2 protein-coding genes are annotated in these 1,403 nt (G+C 39.8%); one reads left to right on the top strand and one right to left on the bottom strand.

All coding sequences use genetic code 11. From position 1 onward, the window contains the following. On the top strand, positions 1–1,089 hold a 1,089-nt coding region (locus AC1DPQ_RS27695), incomplete at its 5' end, for an MFS transporter (RefSeq protein ID WP_477611559.1). 20 nt (positions 1,090–1,109) lie between these two features. Here the strand turns inward: AC1DPQ_RS27695 and AC1DPQ_RS27690 are convergent. Continuing rightward, positions 1,110–1,403: family 43 glycosylhydrolase (locus AC1DPQ_RS27690; protein ID WP_477611558.1), on the bottom strand; the 294-nt coding region annotated here is incomplete at its 5' end.

Below are 1,403 nucleotides of genomic sequence, written 5' to 3'. Positions count from 1 at the left end.
GATGCAGGCTTAATCATCATTTTATTTGGTGTTGGTTCTGTTCTTGGCTCAGCAACAGGTGGAAAATTAACAGACATGATTGGCTTTCGCCCGGTACAGGTTTTATCCTCCATCGTTAGTGGCCTGTTATTTATTTTATTTTCTACCCTCACCCACTTTTATAGTCTTTGTATCCTGGCGGTTGTAATCAGTTTTTTCTCGGAGGCTTTCCGACCGGCCAATTTTACAGCGGTTGCCCACTATGCCGCGGAAGGTACTTTAACGAGATCATACTCTTTAAACAGGTTGGCTACAAACATGGGCTGGTCTATAGGGATCAGTTTTGCAGGTATAATCGCTTCTATTAATTATAGATTACTTTTTATTGTTGAAGGCGTTGTAAGTATTATTGTGGGTTTGTTGATCTTATCATTTTTACCACAGGTGAAGGGCTTTATCAAAAAAGCAAAGGAAACAGCCAATAATATGATTATTATGAAACCGTGGCAAGATGCTTTCTATGTAAAGTTTATCCTTCTCACCACAATATTTATTACCTGTGCCTTTTTAATGTTCAGGATTGTGCCCGTATTTTTTAAACAAGAATGGCATATTGATGAATTCGCCATCGGCCTTATAATCGGTATCAATGGCGCTGTTATTGCCCTTTTCGAGATGGTGATGATCAATAAAATTGAGGCAAAACGATCGCCCATATTTTTCATCATTATAGGTGCTGTTCTATTTTCGGCTGCTTATGTGATACTAAGTGTTCCAATAAGTCTTCACATTGTTATGGCGATATTAACAATTGTTGTTTTTACTGCAGGGGAGATGCTTACCTTACCTTTTATAAACACCATTGTAATCAGCAGGAGTAACGCGCACAACAGGGGACTATATGCCGCAGGCTATACCTTAAGTTGGTCCTTTGCACAACTTGCTGGTCCGTATCTGGGCTTTTTAGTAGCGGAGAATCTTGGCTATAACTGGCTTTGGTTGGGATTGGCGGGTATGCTTTTATTATGCACCTGGGGATTTAATACACTGAATAAAAAGCAGGCGAAAACTGTTTTACAAAAAAGTGAAGCGCAGCTGGAAATTGAATAAAATTTCCAGCCGAACAGTATTTATTTAACTTTCTGGGCTTTTACACCTTCATTTGTGATTTTTATAGGAAGAATGTTACCGTCTGCATCAAACTTCATTTCATCAATACAGGTAACTCGATGATTGCCATCAGTTTCGGTTAAGGGTCGGCGGTGGTAAACAATGTAATATTGTCCTTTTTTCTCGTTAATAATTACAGAGTGATGGCCTGCACCGGTAGCAATGGCCGCATCCTGCTTTAATATTTTGCCAATCCGCTTAAACGGACCAAATGGCGAATCGCCAACGGCATAAGCTACTGAATAATCGGGACC

This window comes from Pedobacter sp. 01T416_2, assembly GCF_056398925.1.
The sequence above is the reverse complement of the archived record's forward strand: the minus strand, read 5'-3'. Positions and strand labels throughout refer to the sequence as shown.